This window comes from Asticcacaulis sp. DW145, from assembly GCF_037101385.1.
Taxonomy (GTDB): Bacteria; Pseudomonadota; Alphaproteobacteria; order Caulobacterales; family Caulobacteraceae; genus Asticcacaulis; species Asticcacaulis currens.
This window is the reverse complement of the sequence record NZ_AP029026.1, coordinates 201,271-216,958: the sequence shown is the minus strand read 5'-3', so window position 1 is coordinate 216,958 and position 15,688 is coordinate 201,271. Positions and strand designations below refer to the sequence as shown.

The 15,688-nt window shown below is 64.2% G+C and carries 16 protein-coding genes; 7 read left to right on the top strand and 9 right to left on the bottom strand.

Translation table 11 applies throughout. The annotated features are described in order from the left end of the window. Positions 1 to 73 precede the first annotated feature (73 nt). The 8 genes from AACH73_RS18015 to AACH73_RS17980 form a co-directional block, all read right to left on the bottom strand. Complete coding sequence (locus AACH73_RS18015) at positions 74 to 1,012, bottom strand: FecR domain-containing protein (protein ID WP_338736395.1); 939 nt, start codon at positions 1,010 to 1,012, stop codon at positions 74 to 76. Next, positions 1,002 to 1,520, bottom strand: coding sequence for a sigma-70 family RNA polymerase sigma factor (locus tag AACH73_RS18010; RefSeq protein WP_338736394.1), 519 nt, complete (start codon positions 1,518 to 1,520; stop codon positions 1,002 to 1,004). The genes AACH73_RS18015 and AACH73_RS18010 overlap by 11 nt, the downstream gene beginning before the upstream one ends. A 181-nt stretch (positions 1,521 to 1,701) precedes the next feature. Beyond that, on the bottom strand, positions 1,702 to 2,346 hold the full coding sequence (locus AACH73_RS18005) for an NrsF family protein (protein WP_338736393.1): 645 nt from the start codon (positions 2,344 to 2,346) through the stop codon (positions 1,702 to 1,704). Then, complete coding sequence (locus AACH73_RS18000) at positions 2,340 to 3,008, bottom strand: NrsF family protein (protein WP_338736392.1); 669 nt, start codon at positions 3,006 to 3,008, stop codon at positions 2,340 to 2,342. Before AACH73_RS18000 ends, AACH73_RS18005 begins: the two co-directional genes overlap by 7 nt. After that, on the bottom strand, positions 3,001 to 3,561 hold the full coding sequence (locus AACH73_RS17995) for a sigma-70 family RNA polymerase sigma factor (protein WP_272741043.1): 561 nt from the start codon (positions 3,559 to 3,561) through the stop codon (positions 3,001 to 3,003). Before AACH73_RS17995 ends, AACH73_RS18000 begins: the two co-directional genes overlap by 8 nt. Next, complete coding sequence (locus AACH73_RS17990) at positions 3,558 to 4,304, bottom strand: DNA-binding domain-containing protein (RefSeq protein WP_338736391.1); 747 nt, start codon at positions 4,302 to 4,304, stop codon at positions 3,558 to 3,560. The genes AACH73_RS17995 and AACH73_RS17990 overlap by 4 nt, the downstream gene beginning before the upstream one ends. Further along, positions 4,301 to 5,134 (bottom strand): DUF692 domain-containing protein, encoded by an 834-nt coding sequence (locus AACH73_RS17985; RefSeq protein WP_338736390.1) that lies wholly within the window; start codon positions 5,132 to 5,134, stop codon positions 4,301 to 4,303. The genes AACH73_RS17990 and AACH73_RS17985 overlap by 4 nt, the downstream gene beginning before the upstream one ends. Positions 5,135 to 5,185: 51 nt before the next feature. Then, positions 5,186 to 5,470 carry a hypothetical protein gene (locus tag AACH73_RS17980; RefSeq protein WP_013481134.1) on the bottom strand — a complete coding sequence of 95 codons (285 nt, stop codon included), beginning with the start codon at positions 5,468 to 5,470 and terminating at the stop codon, positions 5,186 to 5,188. Positions 5,471 to 5,658: 188 nt separating this feature from the next. Here AACH73_RS17980 and AACH73_RS17975 point away from each other — a divergent pair, with 188 nt between their 5' ends. From AACH73_RS17975 to AACH73_RS17955, 5 genes are all read left to right on the top strand, one after another. Next, on the top strand, positions 5,659 to 5,946 hold the full coding sequence (locus tag AACH73_RS17975; protein ID WP_272741040.1) for a DUF2282 domain-containing protein: 288 nt from the start codon (positions 5,659 to 5,661) through the stop codon (positions 5,944 to 5,946). 1 nt (position 5,947) lies between these two features. Then, the gene (locus AACH73_RS17970; protein ID WP_272741039.1) at positions 5,948 to 6,778 is read left to right on the top strand and encodes a DUF692 domain-containing protein; all 831 of its coding nucleotides are present in this window, start codon (positions 5,948 to 5,950) and stop codon (positions 6,776 to 6,778) included. Then, positions 6,775 to 7,530 (top strand): DNA-binding domain-containing protein, encoded by a 756-nt coding sequence (locus AACH73_RS17965; protein WP_272741038.1) that lies wholly within the window; start codon positions 6,775 to 6,777, stop codon positions 7,528 to 7,530. The genes AACH73_RS17970 and AACH73_RS17965 overlap by 4 nt, the downstream gene beginning before the upstream one ends. Then, entirely contained in the window at positions 7,527 to 7,967 is a 441-nt protein-coding gene (locus tag AACH73_RS17960; RefSeq protein WP_272741037.1) for a DoxX family protein, read from the top strand. Before AACH73_RS17965 ends, AACH73_RS17960 begins: the two co-directional genes overlap by 4 nt. 101 nt (positions 7,968 to 8,068) lie before the next feature. Next, positions 8,069 to 10,834, top strand: a complete 2,766-nt coding sequence (locus tag AACH73_RS17955) for a TonB-dependent receptor (protein WP_338736389.1) — start codon at positions 8,069 to 8,071, stop codon at positions 10,832 to 10,834. A gap of 84 nt (positions 10,835 to 10,918) precedes the next feature. On the opposite strand, the gene AACH73_RS17950 is transcribed toward AACH73_RS17955, so the two are convergent. Next, positions 10,919 to 13,987, bottom strand: a complete 3,069-nt coding sequence (locus tag AACH73_RS17950) for a TonB-dependent receptor (RefSeq protein WP_338736388.1) — start codon at positions 13,985 to 13,987, stop codon at positions 10,919 to 10,921. A 227-nt stretch (positions 13,988 to 14,214) separates the two neighbouring features. Between AACH73_RS17950 and AACH73_RS17945 the strand changes: the two genes are divergently transcribed. After that, entirely contained in the window at positions 14,215 to 14,760 is a 546-nt protein-coding gene (locus tag AACH73_RS17945) for a sigma-70 family RNA polymerase sigma factor (protein ID WP_272741034.1), read from the top strand. Next, positions 14,745 to 15,668 (top strand): FecR domain-containing protein, encoded by a 924-nt coding sequence (locus AACH73_RS17940; RefSeq protein WP_338736387.1) that lies wholly within the window; start codon positions 14,745 to 14,747, stop codon positions 15,666 to 15,668. The genes AACH73_RS17945 and AACH73_RS17940 overlap by 16 nt, the downstream gene beginning before the upstream one ends. The last annotated feature ends 20 nt before the right edge of the window (positions 15,669 to 15,688 follow it).

The following is a 15,688-nucleotide window of genomic DNA, read 5'->3' as shown; positions in this document are numbered from 1 at the left end:
TCAGTGACATGAGAAATTCTCAAAAGGCATACCAAGAGTCATTTTCAATGACCCTTGGTATCCGTTCGCCGCCTCAGCGCAGCGTGAGGACATCGCCCTGTTTCTCGACCGTAAAGCCATGAACCAGCGCCAGCGCCTCCAGCTGCGCTTCGGGGGCATCGAGACGGATGCGGCCTACGATCGGCCTCTGTTTGAGGGTGTCGTCGGCAAAGCGGATGGTCAGGCCGGACTGACGGCTGAGCGCCTGCACGACGCGCTCCAGCGGCCAGTGGTCGGGCTCGATCCAGCCGCGGCGCCAGTCGTCGCCCTGCGGATCAAAGCCGCTTAAGGGTTTGACCTGACCCTTGTCGAGGCTGGCGCGCATACCGCGCGTGAAATCGCCATAGCGGCGCTCATCCCCCGTCAGACGCACCTTGCCTTCATAAACGTCCAGTTCGACGCCCTGGGGCAGATAGCTGAGATTGAATTCGGTGCCCAGGACCCGCACCTGACCGCCCGACAGGGCGACAAAGAAGGGGCGCGCGGCGTCGTGCGCCACGTCGAAATAGGCCTCACCGCTTTTGAGCGCCACATGGCGGCGATAGCCCGTCAGGCGCGTTTCCAGACGCGAACCGCCGTTCAGCGTCACATGGCTGCCGTCGGCAAGGGTCAGTTCGCGCACCTCACCGGGTCGCGTGCTATAGACGGACAAGGGCGTCGTCCAGTCGGCGATGACCGGCGGCAGGAGAAACAGGCTGAGGCCGGCGGCCATGGCCACCCCTAAACCGCCCCAGACGGCGGGCCTTTGCCACAGGGCGCGGCGCGACACCGGCGCTTCGAAGGTGGCGAGGGCGTCATGCAGGGCGCGGTCCTGTGCGATCTGCAACAGGCGGCGATAGGCCGCCTCGTGCCTGGGATCGGCCCGGCGCCAGTGCAGGCCCTCATTGCTTTCCCCTTCGGTCAGGGTCTCATCGGCAAAGCGGGCGGCGGTGTTCCACAATATGTCGTCGGTGTCCGCACGCTCAGGCATCATAGCGTTTTCTTTTCTGTTCGGCTTTGGCCAGGGTCTCATGCAACTGACGCAGGCCCCGCGTTATGTGTTTTTCGACGGCATCTACCGACAGGTTGAGGCTGCGGGCAATATCACTGCAACTTTCGCCATGCAATCGCCGCCGGATCAGGACGTCGCGGCGCAGGGGCGGCATGTCCTTCAGGGCTTCGGTGAAGGCTTCGAGACGCTGCTTGTGCATCAAGACCTGCTCCGGCAAGGGGTTGTCGCAGGCCAGAGTGTCCTCGATGGCCTCGGTGGGGCGCAGACGTGCGGCTCTGAAATGGTCGCTGATCAGATTCAGGGCGATGCGTCGCGCCAGTGCGGCGATATTATCGACCGGATGATCGCGCACATAGGCGACCAGCCGCGCCAGCGTCTCCTGCACCACGTCTTCGCGCAGGGCGTGGTCGCGCACCTTGCCCGCGACAAAGCGCGACAGGCGCTGACGCTCATCAGCAATCCACGGAAAAGGCAGGGGGGCGGGCGGCATGACGGGAACCGCTCTAGTCGGCAAATGTGACAGATTTTTTATGACGGACGTCGTCGAGGCCGGGCTTTGGCGCTTAATCTGCCCTGTGTGGGATTTATGTTTTTGCCGCGTAGCGATGGGATGCGGAAAAACCGCTCATACGTTTCGACATATCGCTCTAGCGCCCACAGATTGGGGTTCGCTAGCGCCCCTGCCAGCCTTCGATCAGCAGGACCATGCCGACGGCGGGCAGATAGACGCTGAGCGTGTAGTAGGGCTGATCCATCGGGCAATGCAGGGCGTAGGCCGCCGCCGCGAGCGTCGCAAAGCCCAGTGCCGCGGTCAGACGCAACAGCCTGGGCTGCGATGAGGCGGTGCGGTTGAGCCACAGCGGCGTGATCAGACGCATGGCGACGCAGGCACTGACGATAATGGTCAGACCGCACAGGGTGGCCCCGCCAAAGCCGCCCTTCAGCGCCGCCGTCCAGCCGCCGTGCGCCACGGCCCACCACAGGCCTGTCGCCTGACTGATCAGAATGAGGGGCAGGGGGGCGAGGTCGCTCCAGTGGCAGCGGCCTTCGGGGCGCGACAGGGCGTTGGCGGCGTGCAGGGCCGACAGACCGGCCCAGCCCCACAGCAGAGGTTTGAACAGGGCAAAGCGGGTCTGCGTCAGCGCGGCCTCTATATCGCTGAGTTCCGGGCGCATCCCATAGATGCCCAACACCCAGATCAGGGTCACGGCGGCGAAGACAAGCGCCAGACCCAGAAGCCGCCCGGCGCTCAGCGGTTTAACGGGGCGCAGGTCTTCGGTCAGTCGCTCGATCAGGTCGCGCGGCGGCTTTACCATCGGAACAGCGCTCGCCCGATGAGCGATCCGATCAGGGCGGCGACCAGATTGGGCGCCAGATAGATCAGCAGCAGATAGGCCGGGGCGTCGTGGTCGCAATGCAGGGTATAGGCCACCGTCATCAGGGCGGAGGCGGCAAAGGCGCTCAGCGCCCCGAACAGGGCCGGATTGCCGGGCGCGGCCTGGCGCAGCCACACGGCCCAGCCGACCCCAAGCCCCACCATGCCGCCCAACAGTATGGTCAGGAAGCACCCCGGCGCGCCGTCGGACAGGCCAGTCAGCGCCGATGAAAGGCCGCTCACGGCCATATCGATGCCCGTCAGGGTCAAAAGCGCGATCAGGCCAAGCCCCATAAGCCCGGTCTGCACGCGAGTGAGCCTGCCTTCCGGACGCGCGGTGGCCTGTACCTGCCAGACAGCGAGCGCAGCCAGGCCGATGAAAAAGGTCGTCTTGGCATAGGCCGACAGGTTATCCGCCACGCGCCCTTCGCTGAACAACAGGCGCATTTCGGGCCGCGCGCCGTAAGCCGTCAGAACATAGGTGATGCCCGCCAGAAGGCTTAAGCCCACCCACAGCCACAGGCCACGGCGGCCCAGCGGGGCCACCGGGTTGACGGACTGGCTTAAGGTCTCGATCAGGTCGGGGGTCTTCTTGTTACTCATCTTCGTACACTTTCCGGGGCACGCCGACGCTGTCCCGTAACTTTTTCAATCCTCTGTGGACGATGACCTTGACGGCGGCCACCGATTTGCCGGTCAGACGCGACACGTCCTCCAGGCTTAGTTCTTCGACCTTGTGCAGGCGGATGACGCGCGCCTGATCGACGGGCAATTGCGACAACAGCACCTGAATGTCGCGCCGCGCGATGGTGGCCGGCAGGCCCAGAGAGGCCTCGTCCACCGGCTCGTTCATTTCGTTCAGCTCGACATGTACGTAGCGCCCGTATTTTCGGACGTGGTCGATCAGCTTGTGCCGCGCCACGGCGGCGATCCACGGCATGAAGGGGGCCGTGGGGTCATAGGTGTGGCGCTTTTCATGCACGGCAACGAGGGTGATCTGGATCAGGTCTTCGGTGTCGGGCGATTGCAGGCGACGGCGGAAATAGGCGGAAAGCCAGGGACGCAGGGCGGTGAGGAGGGCGCGATAGGGCTCCGCCTCGCCGCGCTGGGCGGCGCGCATCTGCTGCTGCCACAGGTCGGGTTGGCTGAGGCTCATGAAGTCGTCTCTGTTCCAGCGAGGCCGGTGACCAGACCCTCGGCCAGCCATTGGCCCAGCCACGCGCCGATCTGTTCGGTGGGGTCGCTGTCCGCAGCCCGAAGCGTCAGCCCTTCGCAGGCGGCGGCAAACCCCTGACCTGCGGCAAGCGCGCAGATCAGGGCATATTCGTCGGCCTCCAGCGTGCGAAAGCGCGAAGCGAGTGCGGTCTTCCACACGCACAAACCGCTTGTCTCCTCGAAATAGAGCACCTCCGGCGGCGTCTCGTCTTTCGAGAGGGCCCGCCACAGGGCGGGGGCATTGGAGCGAATGGGGCGGTGACGCAGGGACGGATTGAGGATCAGGCGCACCGTCTCCCAGTCGCTGACCTGCATCAGGGCCGTCGCGTCGAGCGTATCTGCGTCTTCGGCGGCAAAGGCCTGCCGCAGGGCGGCATCCATCCACGCCAGTTCGGTGATTTCGGGATCATCCGGGAAACGCTTCGCTAAAAAGTCCGCAAAGTCCTGCCCATAATCGTCCAGTGACCACTGGGTGGACGGGTGCTGTTCGACATAGGCGCGGGCCTCAGAGTGAAACGTCTCGTCCCCCAGCCACGCCCAGACCTGCGCATAGGTTTCCGCCATCGCGCCAAGAAGCCGCGCGCGGTAGGCGTGGTGATAGACGCGCATTCCCTCGCTTAGCGTGGGGGCGGGGGAGGCCAGAATCTGACCCAGAAAATCCCGTTGGGTGTCGGCCAGGCTCATACGTACACCACAGGCGAAGCGAGGCGGCGGGCCGTGTCGAGTTCGGCCAGAAGCTCAGGCAGGGGCGGAATCTCGTCGTCGCGCTCGATCATGATGGCGGCGTGGCTGAGGCGCGGAGCGACCTTGGCCCACAGCGCCCAAACCCCGTCAGGGATAGGGGCGTCGTGGGTGTCGATCAGCAGGGTCTCGCCTTCAGAATGACCGGCCAGATGCACCTGACGCACGCGCTCCAGCGGCAGGCCGTCCAGATAGGCCTGCGCCGAAAAGCCGTGATTGTGGGCGCTGACGAAGACATTGTTGAGGTCGAGCAACAGGTAGCAGCCCGTGCGACGGCACAGCTCCGTCAGAAAGCCCCACTCTGTGTAGGTATCCTCGGCAAAGGTGACGTAGGTCGAGGGGTTTTCGATCAGAAGCGGGCGTTGGAGGAAGGTCTGCACGCGGTCGATATGGCGGCAGACGGTGGCCATCGCCGCCTCGGTCAGGGGCAGGGGCAAAAGGTCGTGGCTGTTGCGGCCATTGACGCCGGTCCAGCACAGATGATCGGAGACCCATAAGGGGTCCACACGCCGCATGAGGGTGTGCAGCCGCCTCAGATAGTCGGGCCCCGGACCTTCCGGCGAACCCAGCGACATCGAGACGCCGTGCATGGCCACGGGATAGTCGGCCCGCACGCGATCCAGCACATGCAGGGGCCGCCCGCCGTCGATCATGAAGTTTTCCGAGATGATCTCGAAAAAGTCGATCGGAGGGGGCGAGGCCAGTATGGCTTCGTAGTGGGGCGGTCTCAGGCCGAGGCCGAAACCCGCAAAGGATGCGACGGAAGGGAACATGGACAGGTCCGGAGAAGGGCCGGCGTGACACCGGCCCCGCAGGGAAGATATTTAGCCGATATCGCCGATGACGCCACCCTGAGCCAGGCATTCCTTGGCCTTGACAGCCTTGAAGCCATGACCCTTGCAGACGTTCTGGCCCTTGCACTCGTGCGTCGTCGTAGCGCAGTCGGCCGTGCCTTTGCAGGTATTGATGCCATAGCAGTGGACGATGTCGTCGGCGGCCACGGCGGCGCCCTTGCTGCCCGCAGGGGCGGTGGCGGCGGTGGCGAAGCTGGCGGCGGCCATAAGGGCGGCGGCGGACGCGATGATGGCGCCGGTTTTAACAGTGATCATAGTGGCCTCTCTGAATAGGTGCAGTGCCGGTGTGGCATGAGGGAGTACGCGACGGGCCGCAGGGAGGTTACACGGTTTGGCATTTATTTTTTTCTTATTTTTTTGTCCGCCCTCTCTGTAACCTTTGTTTGGGCCCCCGCGTACCTCCTGCCAGACGCACTGAGGCGTCGTCTCGCAAGGAGAACCCCATGTCTGTTTCCCGTTCGGGTCTGGCTGTCGCCGCCGCCCTGTCCCTCGCCGCCGGTGTCGCCGTCGCCGCTGATACCAAGAAGCCCGAAAAGGCCCCTGCCGCCAAGGAAGCCTGCTACGGCATCGCCAAGGCCGGGCAAAACGACTGCAAGGCCGGTCCGGGCACGAGCTGCGCCGGCAGTTCCAAGGTCGATTACGACGGCAAGGCCTTCAAGCTGGTCGATAAGGGCACCTGCGTCACCATCAAGACGCCCAAGGGTAACGGCTCGCTCACGCCGAAGGCCTGACATGACCATCGGGGCGGGGCTGGGCTTGAAGCCGCAACACCATACGGAGGCGACGGGCGACCGCCGCCCCGGCCTGTGGTTTGAGGTTCACCCCGAAAACTACATGGTCGAGGGTGGCCCGCGTCTTGCGGCGCTGGAACGGGCCCGCGCCGAGCATCCCCTGTCCCTGCACGGGGTGGGGTTGTCTCTGGGCGGCCCCGATCCGCTTGATGCCGCGCATCTGAAGCGCTTTCGCGCCCTGATCGACCGCTTTACGCCCTTTGCGGTGTCCGAGCATCTGGCCTGGTCGCGCTTTGAGGGTCAAAGCGTGCCGGACCTTTTGCCGGTCTTGCGCACCACAGCGGAATTACAGCGGATTGCCGAGCGCATCGACGCGGCGCAAACTGCGCTGGGGCGGGCTCTGCTGATCGAAAACCCCAGCCATTATCTGAACCTGCGCGGCCACGACTATGAGGAAACCGATTTTTTGAGCGAACTGGTCCGGCGCACCGGCTGCGGCCTGCTGGTCGATCTCAACAATGTCTTTGTCAGTGCGCGCAATATCGGCATCGACCCGCAGACGTGGTTAGGCGCTATCCCCGCTCAGGCCGTAGGCGAGATTCACCTCGCCGGGCACAGCGAAGACCCGGTACGCGGTGCGCAGCTTCTGATCGACAGCCACGATCGCCCGGTCGCAGACGGCGTGTGGGCGCTGCTCGATGCCGCGCTTGACCTGTGGGGACCGCGCCCGGTCCTGATCGAACGCGACGGTGAGGTGCCCGCCTATGCCGAACTGATCGCTGAGCGCGAACGGGCACAGTCGGTTTTGCAGCGGGAAAGGGTTGCCGCATGAGCGCCTTTCATCAGGCCTTTGCGGGGGCGCTGGCGGGCGACACGGACGCGCTTTCGGCGTGGCTGGAAACGTCTGACCGACCGACCGTGGCCGTCTATCGCAATACGATTATGTCGGGGTTGGTCGAAGCGCTTGAAGCGGCCTTTCCGGCTGTGGGGGCGGCGCTGGGCTCTGACAATTTCCATCAGGTGGCCGCGGCCTTTGCGCGCGACCAGTACCCGGCCCATCCGATGCTGCACGATTATGGGGGCGGGTTTGCCGATTGGCTGGCAGCGCAGGATGCCCTGTCCGACATGGACTGGCTGCCCGATCTGGCGCGGCTCGACCATTTACGACTTGGCGTGCTGAACGCCGCCGACGTGGAGGCCACACCCTCCGAAGGGTTTGCCCGTCTGTCGCCCGAGGCCCTCAGCCACGCCCGCGCGCGCCTTATCCCGTCTGCGCGGATGATCCGCTTTGACACCACCCTTCTGAGCGTCTGGGACGCGCTTTTAACCGGCGAAGGCGAGGGACTGGAGCGACGGCCTGAGCCGGAAACCCTGCTGGTGCGTCGGCTCGGTGAAGGCGTCGAGGTGCGATGCCTCACCCCCGAGGTCGCGGCTTTTCTCAGCGTCTGTGCCGAAGGCGGTACGCTGACGGAGGCCGCAGAGGCCGCTATGGCCAGCGACCCCGCCTGCGATCTTACGGCCCTGTTCAGTCATGTGCTGGGCCTCTCCTGTCTTCACCTCTCAACCGAAAGAAACTCCCTATGACTCGCAAACTCACCGACTGGATCAATGCGCCCGCCCAACTCATGGCCAAGCTGCCCGAAGACGTCATCGCGCTCATCACCCGCTTCGGCGTGGCGGCCATCTTCTTCAGCTCGGCGCGTACCAAGGTCGATGGCCTGTTCCACATCACCGACGGTACCTACGTGCTGTTTGAGCAGGAATACGCCCTGCCGCTGATCCCGCCGCACGCCGCCGCCGTGGCGGCGACCGTCTCCGAACACCTGTTTTCGATCCTGCTGGTGCTGGGCCTGTTCACCCGTTATTCGGCGCTGGCCTTTCTCGGCATGACGGCGGTCATTGAAATCTTCGTCTATCCCGATGCCTGGCCGACGCATCTGAGCTGGGCGGGGCTTCTGATCTATCTGATCGGGCGCGGCGGCGGGGCCTTCAGCCTCGATCGGCGGCTGGGGCTGATTTAATTTGTGAAGTTTTCATTAAGTTTCGGCGTGTCTCCCGCGGGGCGGCGTCCCTTGGCTTGAGAGGGCGTGCTGTATGCCCTCAGCCTTTAGGGGATACTGGCATGAAATTTTCCACCAAACTGATGCTGATGGCTTCGGCCATGGGGCTGGGCATGGGCATGGCGGCGAGCGCCGTTCAGGCCGAAGAGGCGACCAAGGCCACCGAAGCGACCACCAAGGACAATGGCAATGTGACCGAAGTCGTCATCTACGCCAACCGTTCGACCGCCACCTCGGCCCAGATGAAAAGCGCCAACACCATCAGCGTGATGTCGGCCGAAGACCTTGAGCACACCGCCGTGCACAACGTCGCCGAAGCCCTCGCCCTGCTGCCGGGCGTCACCGTGACCAATACCGGCAACTCCTTCTTCGGCGGCGTGGACGGGGCCTCGCGCGGTGAAGGCATGTTCGTCGGCGTGCGCGGCATGAACACGGAATTTACCCTCGCCCTGATCAACGGCGTCAATGTCGCGCAGGGCATGCCCTATTCGCGTCAGGTTCAGCTCAGCCTTCTGCCGCCGTCGGGCCTGAAGACCATCGTGGTCAACAAGAACTCGACCGCCGAAATGGACGGCGACGCCATCGGCGGCACGGTCGATTTCCGCACGCCTTCGGCCTTCGGCTTCAAGGACGGCTATATGTCTTTGGCCCTGTCGGGCCGCGTCGAGAGCCGCGCGCGTGACTATGGTGAAGACGGTCTGGGTGGCGGCGTCAGCGCCGAATATGCCCGCCGTTTCGGCAACAACCAGCAGTTCGGCTTCTACGGCAGCGCCTTCTACGACAAGCGCAACTACGCCAACTCGATGATTGCCGGCATCATGACCGCGCAGCAGGACGGCAGCTGGGCCTATCTGCACTCGGCGACCAATACGTCGCAGGGCAGCAATCCGGCGGGCTTCGACAAGGAAGCCAATCTGGCCCAGACGGGTCTGAACGTCGGGGTTTCGACGGGCTTCACCGAGCGTTACGGCGGCAACTTCTCGCTCGACTGGCGCGCTGACGATACGCTCGATATCTATCTGCGCGGCTCCTACGCCTATGCGGAAACGCACCAGAATTCGACCCTGTCGCAGTTTGTGCCGGACAACAGCCGCGTCCTGAGCGCCACGACCGGTCTTTACGACCTGAACGTCACCAAATTCTCGGTGCGCGGCTGGTACGAAACCAACCCGGAACAGGCCGATCTCGGCACCATCACCCTCGGTGCGGTGAAGCGCGCTGGCAACTGGACCCTGTCACCCTCGATCTTCTATTCGGAAGGCGACAACGACCGTCCGAACCACATCGAAGCCTCGATGCGCGTCAACCAGTCGGACAAGTACAACAGCGGCCAGAAGGTGGACTATAGCGGCCTGTTCATCGGCTATAACAGCGATGGCTACCCCATCCCGATGCTGACGCCGACCATGGCCAACCTGACCAACAATTCGCTGACCCTGCTGCCCGCGCGTCGCGCCGGTCAGCTGACGCAGCAGTTCTCCGGTCAGGAAAAGATGGGCGGCCGTATCGACGCCCAGTACGACTTCGACGGCGGCAACCTCGCCTACATCAAGACCGGCCTGAAGTATGTCGCCAGCCACCGCCGCGTCATCAGCCGCGACTGGACCAACGACCATCTGGCCAACTATGTCGGCAAGTCGGTGACCTGGTCGGAAATGGGTCTGGCGTCGGACTATTTCGACTCGATCTATCCGGGCCTCTATACGTTCCGCGCCCCGAAGGTCAATCAGGACCGTCTGTTTGAAATCTTCTACAAATACTTCCCGATGGCCACCGCTCTGGCCGATCAGGACTATCTGAACGGCGACACGCTGAAGGGCGATGAAAACGTCGCCTCGGCCTATGTGACGGGCAAGTACGACTTCGGCGCGCTGGAGGTCATTCCGGGCCTGCGTTTCGAGCACAGCGACGTCAAGAACACCTACTGGAACACCACGAACAAGGCGTTTGAGTCGAATTCAACCAAGTATAACGAATGGCTGCCCAGCCTGTTCGTCAACTATCGTCCGGAAGCGGGCGGCGTCTATCGCGCCTCTCTGACGCGTGCCTATATGCGTCCGGCCATGGTTCAGCTTGGCAACAAGACGACGGTGTCGGGCGTCGGCGGCGACTCGTTGTCGATCACGCAGGGCAATCCGGACCTGAAGACGCTGAAGTCGTGGAATCTCGACCTGTCGGGCGAGTGGTCGAACCGCGAAGGCGGCTACGCCATGGTCGGTGCCTTCTACAAGAAGCTGACCGACTATATGTACGACAACGGCTCGACCCAGGTGAACACCGACCCGGCGACCGTGAAGAACGTCACCTATAACGGTAAGGTCTATGACTCGATCACCTACGTCCACCCGACCAATGGCGGCGAAGGCACGGTGAAGGGTCTGGAAGTCCAGCTTTATCAGAAGTTCGGCATGATGCCGGGCTGGCTGTCGGGCTTCGGGGCCGGTGCCAACTTCACCCGTCAGTGGACCGAAGTCGATATCGGCAAGGGTGAAAAGCACCAGATCCAGAACGCTCCGGAATATCTGGCCAACCTGCGTCTGAACTACGCCTGGAAGGGCCTGACGGTGGACCTGAACCACAACTATACCGGTGAATCGGTCATCGCCTACAACAACGTGGCGGGTCTGGAACTGTGGACGCGTCCGGCCAAGCGGACCGACCTGCACGCCGGTTATGATTTCGGCAAGGGCCTGAAGCTCGACCTGTCGGTGTCCAACCTGTTCAAGGACTATTCCTACTGGGCGCACGTCGGCAAGAACAGCCTGGCGATCAACGACATCGTGGACTCCGGTTCGACGACGCTCGTGACGCTGAAATATACCTACTAAGCCTATCCCCCTCAGGCGTATCTCCAGACGCCTGAGACCTGACCTCCGGCAGCCGCAAGGCTTCCGGAGGTTTTTTTCGTGTGATCAGTAAGCGTATCTCAGGCTGAGCGACAGGCGCTGCCCGGAGTCGATGATATCTGACAGGGCCAGACTGTCCTTGCCGACGTGCGCCCAGTAGCTATAGGCCCCGGTGAGATTGGTCGCCGACAGCGACAGGCGCAGATGCGGCCGGACCTGCCAGTCGGCGGCAAGGTCGAGCCGGGTGGCGGGCCTGACCCACACATTGTCCCAGTCGCCGGGGGTGTAAAGCGCGTTATAGCTGGCGAGATAAGCCCCCGTATGCTGGGCGCTCAGGGTCAGGGTTGCGCGTTTGTAGCGATAGGTGGCGGTGAGATTGGCCAGCCAGTCCGGCGCGTTCTGCATGGCGATCTTGCGGCCCAGTTCGTCGCTGCCCAGATCGACGTGCGTCCATTGCCGGCTGAGCGTGCCGCCCAGCGACAGGGTGCCGCCCGCCAGCGCCCAGTCGTGGCGCGCCTCGGCTTCAAGCCCCTGCGCCACGCCCTGCCCGCCATTGCGCGGGCTCAAAGATCGCAGGTCCACCGTGCGGCCAAACAACAGCTCCGACCCGCTGCCGCCACTGTCGAACAGATAGTGTTCCAGCCGTTTGGTATAGGCTCCGAAGCTGTAGCGCGTGCCGCCGGGGCTGCGCCCTTCGACGGCCAGATCGAGATTGAGCGCCGTCACGGGTTTCAGCGCCGGATTGCCCTGCCGCAGCAGGGAGGTGCCGTCATCGGCGGGCTGATAGCGCACACCGCTGCCCAAAAGCATGAAGGCCGGGCGCGTATAACCGCGCCACAGGGCCAGCCGCCAGACGTGAGCCTCATCCGGGCGGTAGTTGAGGCGAAGGCTCGGCAGGCCGACCCCATAGGCCGTGCGGCTTTGCCCCCAGTGGCCCGGTACTTCGGTCACGCCGGCGGGCGGGGCGGGGATGACCCAGAAGCGGTTGTCGATGCGCGTCTGCTCATAGCGCAGACCGGGCGCGATCTCCAGCCGCCCGACCACCCAGCGCGCGCTCAGATAGGCGGCGGCGACGGTTTCGCGGCCGTGCTGACGGTTGCAGTTGTCGTTATTGACCGAAAGCGTGGCGCAGGTATCGAAGCTCTGCGCCGTTACGTAGCGATGAAAATAGTCGGCCAGACGGTCGTGATCGACCTTGGGCAGACGCCAGTCGAAACGGCCCGGAAACACGTCGTCATAATAGCCGCGGATCAGGCCCAGATCTCTCCACGTCACGCCGCCGCGCCCCAGAAGATCGGCGAAATAGGCATTGGTCCAGTCGCGGTCGGTCACTTCGCGCACGCTTTGCGTCCATTTGACGCCAAAGGCCAGTTGACGAAGCGCGCCGGCATCCGCGGTATATTCGGCATCGAAGCGACCGCCCTGACGGTACTGACGGCTGGTCTGCACCGTGAACTGCCCGGCGCGGCGAGCCAGCAGGCGCTCCCCCACGGAATCCAGATCGGCGTACAGCTCAGGCGTCAGTTGCGGCGTCGGAAAGCCGTTCTCATAGCCGATCAGCAACCCTGAAAAGGGGCGTCTCTGGGCCTTGTTATAGCTGTCCATCTGATCGACACGCACCGAGGCTTCGATGCGTTCCGGCCGGTCGCTGCGTCCCTGACTGAAGAAGAGGGACGGGGTGAGGGTCCAGGCCCCCGTCTGGCGCCGCGCGCCCAGGCTGACGGCCGACAGGCTGGCCAGATCGGGATTGGTCTCGTACCACAGGCGGGTCGAGACGCTGCCGACCGACAGGCGGTAGCGCCCGCTGCCGTCATCGTTCCAGCTCAGATTGCGCCCGACCGTCTGGCTGAGGGTCGAATTCTGGTCCGTGCGGTTATGGGCGGCGGTGGCGCGCAGCCAGCCTTCCCACCCGCCGTCGAAGCGTCCGGTCAGGGTCAGGACATCGTAGCGCGCGCGGCTTTCGCCCGTCGAGGCGCCGACATTGAGCGCCGTAGCGGTCAGCAGGCTTTGGGGATTGGCCCCGGCGGGCAGGGTCCCCTTGGGCGAGTCCGACGACAGATAGGCCCAGCCCGCGTCATTTTGCGCCGACATGATGCCCGCGATTTCAGAATTGGCGTAGCGCCGCCGGTCTTCGGTATGGCTGAAATAGAGGCCGAACCGCTCGTCACGGCCAAAACGGCGGGCATATTCGACGCCGATACCGCCGCCCTGACCGGACGTATCATAGGCGTGGGCGCGACGGTTGTCGTAGGCGGAAACGCTCAGCGAGAGGTGCTGACGTGCGCGGAAGTCATGGGCCGAAGGCGTGCGGAAGTCGATGGCCGCGCTGATGACGTCGCCATCCATATCCGGGGTCGGCACCTTGCTGAGCACGATCGACTGAAACCCCGTCGGCGGCAGCAGGTTCAACTGGACGCCGCGCGAATTGGGCAGGCCCTGCGCCAGCGACACACCGTCGATCATATTGAGATTGAATTCGGTGTTCAGGCCGCGAAAGGCGCTGAACAGGCCTTCGGCGCGGGAGGCGGAATCGACCCCGCCGCTGAAGGAGCGTCCGGTATTGAGCACGGTGACGCCCGGCAGGACGCCCAGCGCCTCGGTCACATTGCGCGCCGCCGTGCGTTCCACATCGCTGCGCGACAACAGGGCCGTGGCCTGCGGCGCGGCGAGGCTGCCGTCGAAGCGATCCGTGTCCTGACGCGGATTGAGGATCGCGCGTTGCGCCACCACCACCACTTCGCGCACCGGCTCGGCCGTATCGACGGGCGGCGGTGTCGGTACGGGACGCGCGGCCGCAGGGGGTGCCGGTGGCGAGACAACAATAAAGGTGCGGCGGTCGATCTGACGGATCGACAGGCCGGAACGCGCCAGAACGCGGCGAAAGGCGGCTTCGGGTTCCAGCGTACCGGAGACGGCGGCTCCCGCATGGGCGCGCACCTGATCGCCGGAAAAGAGGATCTGCACCTGCCCCTGTTCGGCCACGCGACGCAAGGCCTGCTCCAGCGGCAGGGCAGGCACGTCGAATCGACGGGGGGCGGCCTGCGCCGCCGGGGCCCAGATCGTCGCGGTCATGACGGTCGCGGTCATAACGGTGGCCAGGCGTGGCAGATAGATCCTGGGCAGGGGCCCGCTCATCCAAAAATGCCTTCACTCACATCCCCACGGGCTTGATAGTCAGACGCCATGATAGATTTATGACGTTTCACCGAACACCGGTCGGGTGTGTTCGTGTCATCAGCCTGTCATCAAAAGCCTGTTTGACAGTTTTTTTGGCGGTTGAAGCGCACGGCGGCGTTAAAAGCTTTGGGGGCGCTGAGGCTCACAACCGGCGGACCATGTACGGTATCTATGACAGGTGGACGATGAGGCCGGACCCCGAAACCTACCGGGCGGGTAATGCCGCTGCGCAGGTGAGTGGGCTGATCGAGCGGCTGGACGGGCGTTTGCGCCGCTATCTGGGGCGGGCGCTGCGTCCTGACGATGCGGACGACGCCCTTCAGGACATTTATGCGCGGCTGGTGCGACTGGCGCAGCGCGAGCCGCCGCCGGAGTTCAATATTACCTACGTGTTCAAGACCGCTGACAGCGTGATCCGCGACCTCTATCGTCATCGCCGCCGACGTGAAGGCGATCAGCATGTCGAGCTGACGGACAATCTGCCCGAAGACGCGCCGACGCCGTTTGACGAGCTGCGCTGGCGTCAGAATGCGGAAATCTTGCGTCAGGCCATCCGTAAACTCAGTTCACAGGAACGTCTGGTGCTGATGCTGCACCGGGTCGAAGGCCTGAAGCTCACCGAAATTTCGCAAAAACAGGGCATTCCCCTGCGCAGCGTGCAACGTCTGCTCGCCGACGCTCTGGCCAAATGCCGACATAATCTCAAGGACAGCGGATGGTACGAACAGTAATCCCGTTTCAGGGAAAGGGTACACCGCCTCAGGACGCCGATGCGCTGCGTCTGGTCGAGGCGATGACCGATGCCGAAGAGGGCACGGCGAACGCGAACGGGACGGCAGGCGATGCATGGGCGCAGCGCGAGCTGGAGGCCGTGTGGGACGCTGTGGGCCTGCTCGATGCGTCGGATTTCGCGGAGACGCGCCCGCAGCGCACGTGGTGGCCCCTGGCGGTCGGCATGGCGGCAGCGGTTGTTGTGGGGCTCAGCGTGTGGTTTGTCGCCCAGCGCCCGGTTGTGTATGAAACGAAGGTGGGCCAGCGTCAGGCGGTTGTTCTGGCGGACGGGTCGCGCGTCACCCTGAATACGGGCAGCCGTATCGAGGTGCGCGGGCGCAAGGTCGATCTGATGCGTGGTGAGGCCCTGTTCGAGGTGGCGCATAAGCCTGACGCCCGCCCCTTCGATGTGCGCACCGATCTGGCGCAGGTCCGCGTCACCGGCACCCGCTTTACAGTACGCCGCGAAGAGACCGGCACCGATGTCAATCTGATCGAGGGCCATGTCGAGGTGCGCGGCCAGAGGTCGGACGCACAGCTTGTGAAGCTTCAGGCCGGTCAGGCGGTGGCGGTGGACCGTGCCGGTCATTTGGGCCCGGTCCATCCGGCGGATACGGCGGGTGTAACCGACTGGCTGGAAGGGCGTCTGACCTTCAGCCGCACCCCGCTCAAAGAGGCGGTGGCCGAGATGAACCGCTATAGCGATCGCAAGCTGATTGTGGTCGATGAGCGGTTATCAGCCTTGCGCATCGACGGCGAGTTCGAGGCGGGCAATACGGAGGCCCTCGCTCAGGCCCTGCACGCCCTCTATGGCGTGGACGCGCAGGTGAGCGAGGACGGCATCCGGCTGCGTGCGGCACGCAACTGACGGGTCAGGTTCGCCCCTTC